This window comes from uncultured Nocardioides sp., assembly GCF_902805925.1.
Taxonomy (GTDB): Bacteria; Actinomycetota; Actinomycetes; order Propionibacteriales; family Nocardioidaceae; genus Nocardioides.
In genome coordinates, this window is record NZ_CADCUP010000035.1 from 41,829 (window position 1) to 49,695 (window position 7,867).

The 7,867-nt window shown below is 69.3% G+C and carries 7 protein-coding genes; 3 read left to right on the forward strand and 4 right to left on the reverse strand.

From position 1 onward, the window contains the following. Positions 1-19: 19 nt before the first annotated feature. Genes QZX64_RS02430 through QZX64_RS02440 form a run of 3 tightly spaced genes read right to left on the reverse strand, consistent with a single transcriptional unit; the run spans position 20 to position 3,034 of the window. A complete protein-coding gene (locus tag QZX64_RS02430) occupies positions 20-994 on the reverse strand; it encodes a putative selenate ABC transporter substrate-binding protein (protein ID WP_295656656.1) in 975 nt (324 codons plus the stop codon). Further along, positions 991-1,938, reverse strand: a complete 948-nt coding sequence (locus QZX64_RS02435) for a hypothetical protein (protein ID WP_295656658.1) — start codon at positions 1,936-1,938, stop codon at positions 991-993. The genes QZX64_RS02430 and QZX64_RS02435 overlap by 4 nt, the downstream gene beginning before the upstream one ends. Further along, on the reverse strand, positions 1,931-3,034 hold the full coding sequence (locus QZX64_RS02440) for a radical SAM protein (RefSeq protein WP_295656659.1): 1,104 nt from the start codon (positions 3,032-3,034) through the stop codon (positions 1,931-1,933). Before QZX64_RS02440 ends, QZX64_RS02435 begins: the two co-directional genes overlap by 8 nt. Before the next feature lie 90 nt (positions 3,035-3,124). Between QZX64_RS02440 and QZX64_RS02445 the strand changes: the two genes are divergently transcribed. Next, entirely contained in the window at positions 3,125-3,766 is a 642-nt protein-coding gene (locus QZX64_RS02445; protein WP_295656661.1) for a trans-aconitate 2-methyltransferase, read from the forward strand. A 505-nt stretch (positions 3,767-4,271) separates the two neighbouring features. On the opposite strand, the gene QZX64_RS02450 is transcribed toward QZX64_RS02445, so the two are convergent. Next, on the reverse strand, positions 4,272-4,946 hold the full coding sequence (locus tag QZX64_RS02450) for a DUF4396 domain-containing protein (protein ID WP_295656663.1): 675 nt from the start codon (positions 4,944-4,946) through the stop codon (positions 4,272-4,274). Between the two features lie 948 nt (positions 4,947-5,894). Between QZX64_RS02450 and QZX64_RS02455 the strand changes: the two genes are divergently transcribed. Next, entirely contained in the window at positions 5,895-6,611 is a 717-nt protein-coding gene (locus QZX64_RS02455; protein WP_295656665.1) for a haloacid dehalogenase type II, read from the forward strand. Between the two features lie 759 nt (positions 6,612-7,370). Beyond that, positions 7,371-7,867: aldo/keto reductase (locus tag QZX64_RS02460; protein WP_295656667.1), on the forward strand; the 497-nt coding region annotated here is incomplete at its 3' end.

Sequence of the window (7,867 nt, forward strand, 5' to 3'; positions counted from 1 at the left end):
ACGACCGGGGCCGACGCGGTCACGCGAGCAGGCCCAGCCTGTCGGCGACGTCGCGGATCGCGTCGTAGTTGGCGTTCTCGGTCGGCACAAACGACGTCGCCCCGAACAGGTCGAGGATCGCGGCGTCGTCGGGCTCGGAGGCGTCGAGGCCGAACAGCAGCTTCTTGATGGCATCGAGGGTGCCCGCGCCGTAGACCTCGTCGAGGTCGGGCCGGGCGAGCCAGTGGTAGTCGAAGAACTCGGGGGTTCGGAACAGGACCACCACGTCGGAGAGGTCGACCTCGCCGGCATCGACGGTCGCGTCCCAGACCTGGGAGTTGACCGCGCCCACCTCGAAGCTGCCCGCTGCGACGGCTTCGATGGTTGCGTCGTGGGAGCCGGAGAAGCCCGGCTCGCCGGACAAGTCGTCGAGGGAGAGCCCGGCCTGCTCCATGAAGTCCTGCGGCATCAAACGACCAGACGTCGAGGTGTCGCTGCCGAAGGTGAAGGTGTGCCCGGCCAGCCCGGTCAGGCCGTCGATGTCGTCGAAGGGCGCCAAGCCCGACGCCCGGGTGGCGATGAACAAACTCGTGAACGTGGCGTCGATGTCGCGCTGGGCGAACGCGGTGGCGCCCTCGACCCGCTGGGCGGCCTGGACGCCGGTCAGCCCACCCATCCAAGAGACGAAGATGTCGCCGACCTCGAAGCCGCGTACGACGGCGGGGTACTCGGTGACCGAGGTGTAGGTGACCTCCAGGCCGGTGGCGTCGGCGAAGCGGTCGGCGACCAGGCCGTAGAGCCGGTTGAGGGCCTCGGGATCCTGGTCGGGGATGGCCGAGATCGGCAACGGCCCGGTCGAGGCGTCACCGCCGCCGCCCGCGGTGGACGTGTCGTCTGTGCCGCACGCGGCGAGCAGCACCAGTCCGGAGGCCCCGGTGAACAGACCGCGGCGGCTGGTGAGGAAGGCGGCCGCGGAGGAGGTCGCTGAGGGGATGGCGGGGCGCGGGCGCGTCACAGGCGGTGGCTTTCTGCTGAGGTGGGTGTGTTGGACGTCGACCCACCGGAGCTGGCATGGCGGCCGAGCAGGAAGGCGAGCACGGCGAGGGAGAGGTAGACCGCCGCCGACGTGGTGTTGCCACCCAGGATGGGGTCGCTGAACCCGAGCTGTGCGTACAACGAGACAGCAGCCAGCACCCCGAGAGCGGCGGCGGCCTGCAGCACGGCCACCGAGCCGGCTCGAACACCGGCGAGGAGCAGGACACCGACGACGATCAGGACCACCGAACCCACCAAGTTGTAGGAGCCCAGCGAGAGGGAGGGGTCACTGCTGCCTAGCGTCGGCCCGGAGGCGGCGAGCGGATCGCCGGCCGAGCGGACGAGCTCGATGACCCCGACCAGGACCGCCACCCCCGCCCATACCTGGCCCAGGGTGCGTGCGGAGGTGGTCCCGGCGCGGACGCCGTCGGTGCCGAGCGTGCGGCCCGCCGCGGCCAGCACGAGGACGACGTGGGCCCCGACCATCAAGAAGTACGACCAGGGCCACTCGTGGGGCGCGTAGGCCACCGACAGCCCGATCGCCAGAGACTGCGCTACGCCGATGACAGCGGCCAGGCGGACGTAGGTGCCGGTGAGCAGCAGCACGGCCAGCGCGGACTCGACGATGAGCACCACCCAGCCGAACACGGGGAACACCGGCAAGATCAGGTGCTCGGTGATCCAGGCGTAGGGAGCGAGCACCGGGTACTCGACGGCGTAGGAGGTGTACTTGTAGAGCCCGTTGCCGGCGTCCTGGCCGAAGTCGGGAGCGCGCTTCCACGCCACGTTGTAGAGCCACATCAGGCCCAGCAAGATGCGCAGGAAGGCGAAGGCGACCGACTGCGCCCGCGGATGCTCGCCGGGGGCGGGGTCGAGAGCCCAGGCGACCGGGTTAGTCACCGAGGCCTTCGGTGACTCACGCACAGCGGAAGACCTCTCGTCCGCTCGCGGAGGCGGCGTCCTGCACCTGCAAGGTGTCGCGCACGACGCCGAAGATCTCCTCGAGGTCGAGGGGCGCGTCGGCGATGCGCAGGTGTGGGTTGGTGACCGCCACCGGGTGCCACCAGGCGCCGTCGGCGGTGATGACAGGCTCGGGCTCGAGGGAGTCGATCGAGACATGGATGCCGCCGTCGGCGAAGCCCTCCGCGGCGACCGGGCGGATCACGCGGTCCTCCTGGGCGATGCCCTCGACATCGAGTCGCTCGTGCAGCTCCCTCACTCCTTCTGGATCCTCATCCATCCGCGTGGCCGCGATCTTGACCCGGAAACCGAGTGAATGGGCCAGACCGATCCCGTCCAGGGCCCTGGCCCACGATCCGGCGCCGCGCATCTTGTCGTGAATCTCGGGTGTCGCGGAGTCCAGGCTGACCTGCATCACGACGTCGCGATCGATCGACTCGAGCAGCTCGCGCCGCCGACCGCGGTGAAAGATCATCGCGTTGGTCAAGATGGTGCGCTCCAGCCCGGCAGCCGCATCGACGAGCTCACCGAGCTGTGGGTGCATGAACGGCTCGCCGCCCGTCAGCAGCAGCTCCTTGCCGCCCTGTGCGCGGAACTCGGCGAAGAGCGGACCGACGACCTCGGGGTCCAGCCGGCGTGGGGCCGCCTTCGGGGACGACTCTGCGCAGCAGTAGAGGCAGGCCAGGTTGCAGTCGAAGTTGGTGTAGGCCCACAACCGGTGCCCCACCGGCGTGCGGTCACCGATGCTGAAGACCGTGCCCGCGTCGGGCTTGGCCAGCTCTGCGCCGTCCTTGCGCACCGTGAACCACCAGGGGCCGGTCTCGGACTCGGCCAGGTGGTCGGCCACCTCGTGGCCGACCAGCTCGGCCCACACCGGGAGGTCGGTGACCACGCTGCCCTCCGCGCTGCGGATGGCCAGCAGCTCGCCGGCCTGCAGGCGGCGCATCGCGCGGGTGATGAGAAGCAGCAAGCCGCTGCCGCAGTCCATGTCACCACCGTCGATGAGGCGAGCAGCGTCGCCGAGCGGGGTGGTGGTGGGCTGTGTGTCGGCGGAAAGCACCTCGCCAATCTAGATCATCCAGGAAGGCCCGGACCGCGGAGGTGATGACGAAACGATGACATGTTCACCGCTCCACCTAGGGTCGAGACCATGACCGACGCCGAGCTCCACCGTCCCGAGGACGCGGCCGCCCGCTCCGACTACTGGGAGAACGTCCATGACGGCAAGGACGTCGACGGCGTCTCGTGGTGGCAGTCGGTGCCTGCGCTGTCCCTCGGCCTGGTCGACGAGACCGGGCTGGGCGCCGACCAGCCGGTGATCGACGTCGGGGCCGGGTGGTCGACCCTGGTCGATCACCTCGTCGAGCGTGGATACACCGACCTGACCGCCATCGACCTGTCCCAGACGGCTCTGACGACGGTGCGCGGTCGGGTGGGCGAGGTGCCCGGCCGGCTCGACCTCCACGTCGCCGACGTCCTCGACTTCCGACCGGGGCGGACGTTCGCGCTGTGGCATGATCGCGCGGTCTTCCACTTCCTGACCGAGGAGGACGAGCGAGACGACTACCGGCTCTCGCTCGAGCACTGCCTCGCGTCAGGCGGGTTCGTGGTGGTGGCGACCTTCGGTCCCGACGGCCCGCTGACCTGCAGCGGCCTGCCGATCGTGCGTTACACCCACGACGAGCTGGCAGCTGAGTTCCCGGGCTACCGGCTGATCTCGACCAGCGGCGAGGACCACGTCACGCCGTGGGGAACCCGTCAGCAGTTCACCGCGATCCTGCTGCAGCGCTGAGTCCGCGTGGCCGGGGAAGGCCCGTGTCGGGAGTGCCCCTCAGTCGTCAAGGGGTTTACCTCCTGTCCGCACGATGCCGATCTCAGGAGGAACACCCATGGCACGGATCCCGGTGCACACCGTCGACAGCGCCCCGGCGGCGAGCCGCCAAGCACGATGGTGATCACGGCCAAGCCGCCCACCTCGGAGGCGGCAAGGCGGTGGGTCCGACCCAGGACGAGATGGTGGCCGTGCGCCGAGGCAGGGCCGAGGACCCGGAGCTCGACGCCCCGCTCGCAAGTTCACCGCGAGCGTCGGCAACACCAGTGACCAGACCTGGCAGGCGGCGCGCGACGCCGGAGGGACCGAGGAGCAGCTGACCGAGCTCACCACCCACGTGGTGCTCAACGTGCTGACCAACTACTCCAACCACCACGTCCACACCGAGTTCGACATGCCAGACACTCCGGCCCTGTGACCGCACGGGTGTCCGTGGCGGCCGGTGTGCCGCCGCGAGACCCCCCTGTCAGGCCACGACAGCTGCTTGGTCGCGCCGCAGGAGCCACCTGACAGCGGGGTAGCCGGTCGCCAGGCCTACGACCACTCCCAGCTGCATGAGGAACCAGAAGGTGCCCTCCGTCACCGCAGGCATCAGGCTGTTGGCGTCGAGCAGGAGCATCCAGCCGACCATGCCGACGTCGAAAGCGGCCACGGTGATGACGGCGGCAACGAGGGCCGCCCCTACAGAGACGCCTCCCATCCCCGCTGACTGACCGGGGCGTCCGCTGAGATGCACGAAGGCTGCCACCATCGCGATGGCGAGAACGGCGATCACCAGGATCATCGGCCACATGGCCATGCCCGCGATCGTCCATCCGACCGCTGCGACGAAGGGCACCGCGATCAGGTGGGCAACTGCAGATGCCCCGCCACCGGACAGCACCGCCACGATCGTTCCGTCGCGGTCAGTCTCTCCGGCGCTGTGGGCACGGCCGCGACGCAGGTAGGCCGGCGCGGCGAAGGGACCGAGGTAGAGCGCGGAGGTGATCCACACCAGCTCGGTGGCGACGCTGCGCTGGCGTCGACGGAGCACGTAAAGGTCGGCAGCGATGAAGGCGGCGCTGAGTAGCGACACGATGATGTAGGTCCAGGCGACGGGCGTGAGCCAGTCGGGCACGGCTGAGGCCATGGTCATGTCCATGAGGTGATTCCTTCGTGGTGCGAGTAGAAGAGGTCTGGCTGCTCGGCATCCGCGGGACCCGGTGGCGTCCGTGACGCATCAGCGCACCCTAGGGAGCGCGCTGCGGAGCTCGGCTCAGGGCGAGGTCCCTGAGCGACCTGTCACACCCTCAGCACACACAAGGAGACGGGGGAGGGCGCCGTCCACGGTGTCCGACGTCTTCGCCAGCATGGCGCAACGCGGAACCGGGTGCGCTCGAGCTCGCCCAGGGACGTGTCGCGGCGTGAGGCCAGCAGCAGCACCAGCACGGTGGTCACCGCGAGCCCGACTGCGGTCGCGCACGTCGCACCCAGCTCAGCCGTGCACGTGCTGTCGCACACTCCGCTTACGGCCGGCGGCGCCACCGCTGATGCGGCCGTTACCGGTTGGTCGAGGAGCCCGCGAGAGGGCAGCGTCGAGGTAGCGGTCTCCGTCGGTGAGGTGACGGCCTGCCCCATGCCAGCCATCTGTTCCATCGGGGCGGTGGACGCGGCGAGGGAGAGCAGAACGCATACCGCGCCCAGGGCCAGCGCGAGGATCGCGCGTAGGCATCGCCGCGACCAGCGGTCGGCCTCGATGCGGACGGCCTCGATGGCTGGGCATGCGAGCACCGCCCCACGATAGCGTTGCGCGACGGCAAACGCTCTCCCTTGGTTGGCGGGAAGGTCAGACCTGCTGGGCGGGTCCCTCCTGGCGATGACAACTACTCCTGCACGAGGCGGCCATGAAGGGCTCACCCAGCCTGAACCGCGAAGATGTCGAGCACGACCTGGCCGGTCTTGCGGTAGACGGCCAGTAGCACTGCCTCGAGTCGCCGCGTCGACCCTCTGCGCGGAGGAGGTGCGGCCATGGAGACGTGGCCGCCCACGCGCCACACTGGAGACGTCGCGCGCCTGAGCCGACGCACGCCTCAGACGAGGAGGAGATCTCATGACCAACGCCCCGCTCAGCCCCGACCACCCGGCCAGCCCCGACGGACCAAGAAGGCCAAGGCTGCTGGTCTTCGACGTGAACGAGACCTTGTCGGACATGGCTCCGCTGACAGCACGGTTCGCGGACATCGGTGCCCCGGAGCACCTCGCGAAGCTGTGGTTCGCCGAGCTGCTGCGCGACGGGTTCGCGCTGACGACGTCGGGGGACATCGAATCGTTCGCCACGCTGGGCGCCGAGGCGCTGAGGGTCCGGTTGGACGGCCAGCCGCTCGACCGTCCTCTCGAGGAGGCCGTCGACCACGTCATGCAGGGGTTCTCCGAGCTCGCGGTGTACCCGGACGTGGTCGAGGGTGTCCGAGCGCTGAGTGACCTCGGGATCCGGCTGGTGACCCTGAGCAACGGGGCCGCCACGGTCGCCGACACGCTGCTGCAGAGAGCGGGGGTGCGTGACCGGTTCGAGCGCCTGCTCACCGTCGAGGACGCAGGGGTGTGGAAGCCGGCTCTACGGGCCTACGCCTACGCGCTGGAGGAGTGTGGTGTGGATCCGATGGACGCGATGCTCGTCGCGGTGCACCCCTGGGACGTCGACGGTGCCCGACGCGCGAACCTGGCCACGGCCTGGATCGACAGGGCGGGCGGTCGCTACCCGTCGTACTTCGCGGCACCGGACGTGAAGGCAGCGTCGTTGGTGGAGCTCGCTGACGCACTGAGGTGACATCCGCGGAGGGCGTAGGTCCTCAGGGAGCCACCACGAAACGTGTCTCGGGCTGGAAGGCGACGCAGGCGACCCAGAACACGTCGAGGTGCTACACGGGGGTGAGCCTTTGTCCGGCGAGGGACCCGCTGAGGGCGCGACCAAGAGGTTCCACACCGATCCGGTCTGCTGGTCGCGGAACGTCCCGTCGTCGGCTTGTGTGAGGTCCAGAGCCCTTCCCTCAGCGTCCGCGACGAAGGCGGCGACCGAACCAGTGTGCGCGATGGGTCACCGAAGGTGCCTCCCGTTTAATCCCTTGCGGGCCTCCGGTTGGGCGCGCTGCGACGAGCTCGGCTCGTAGAGTCGCGGGGGTGGACGACGCTGCCGGACGATCCTGACGCCGGCAGTTTGCACGCTCCCAAGGCAATCTCGGGCGATACATACCCCCAGCGGTCTAAGCGTGAAGGTGCACCCCCTCCCGCTGTTTGTCTCCGACAGGCGCACGAAGCCCACACGAGTCCTTCGGCCCATCCCGATACGCACCCCCGCCTCGCACGGATTCGTCACCCGATCGTGCAGCAGACCCATCTGCTCCAGATTGATATGGGATCCGCATTGCGTTTGGTTCGACCAGGGGCACGTGGTGCCTCCTCAGCTCGTGCGCCTTGACGCGCCGTAGGCGGCCGAACGACGCACCCGGATTCGCGTGCACACAGGCAGCGTCTCGCTGATGCGCCTCTCGGGGTTGCCCGCGGTGGACCTGTGTCAGAGAGTGTCGTGATGGAGACGCGCAGGCTTGGACGGCTCGAGCACAAGAGCTCAGTGCTCATCTACGGTGCCGCGGCGCTGGGGGAAGTCTCGCAGGACGTGGCGGATCGTTCGATACAGCAAGCGTTGGACGGGGGCATCAACCACGTCGACGTAGCGGCCGACTACGGCGAGGCTGAGCTGCGGCTGGGGGCACGGATGTCCGAGATCCGTGACCGGATCTTCCTGGCCACGAAGACCGGACGCAGAGACCATGAGTCAGCGTGGGGTGAGATCAACCGCTCGCTGGAGAGGATGCGGACTGACCGCATCGACCTGTTGCAGCTGCATGCCATCGGCGACCTGGACGAGCTCGACTCGGCCACCCGGCCCGGCGGCGCGCTGGAGGCGGCCGTCCGCGCGCAGGAAGCCGGTCTGGTGGGGGCCGTCGGTATCACCGGTCACGGCCATGAGGCGCCAGCGACCCACCTGGAGGCGTTGCGTCGGCACCCCTTCGCGACGGTCCTGAC

Bases quoted from the DNA above. Each gene is read 5' to 3' on its own strand.
- QZX64_RS02455 (WP_295656665.1), top strand. From the start codon at position 5,895: ATGACCAACGCCCCGCTCAGCCCCGACCACCCGGCCAGCCCCGACGGA.
- QZX64_RS02445 (WP_295656661.1), top strand. From the start codon at position 3,125: ATGACCGACGCCGAGCTCCACCGTCCCGAGGACGCGGCCGCCCGCTCC.
- QZX64_RS02450 (WP_295656663.1), bottom strand. From the start codon at position 4,946: ATGGACATGACCATGGCCTCAGCCGTGCCCGACTGGCTCACGCCCGTC.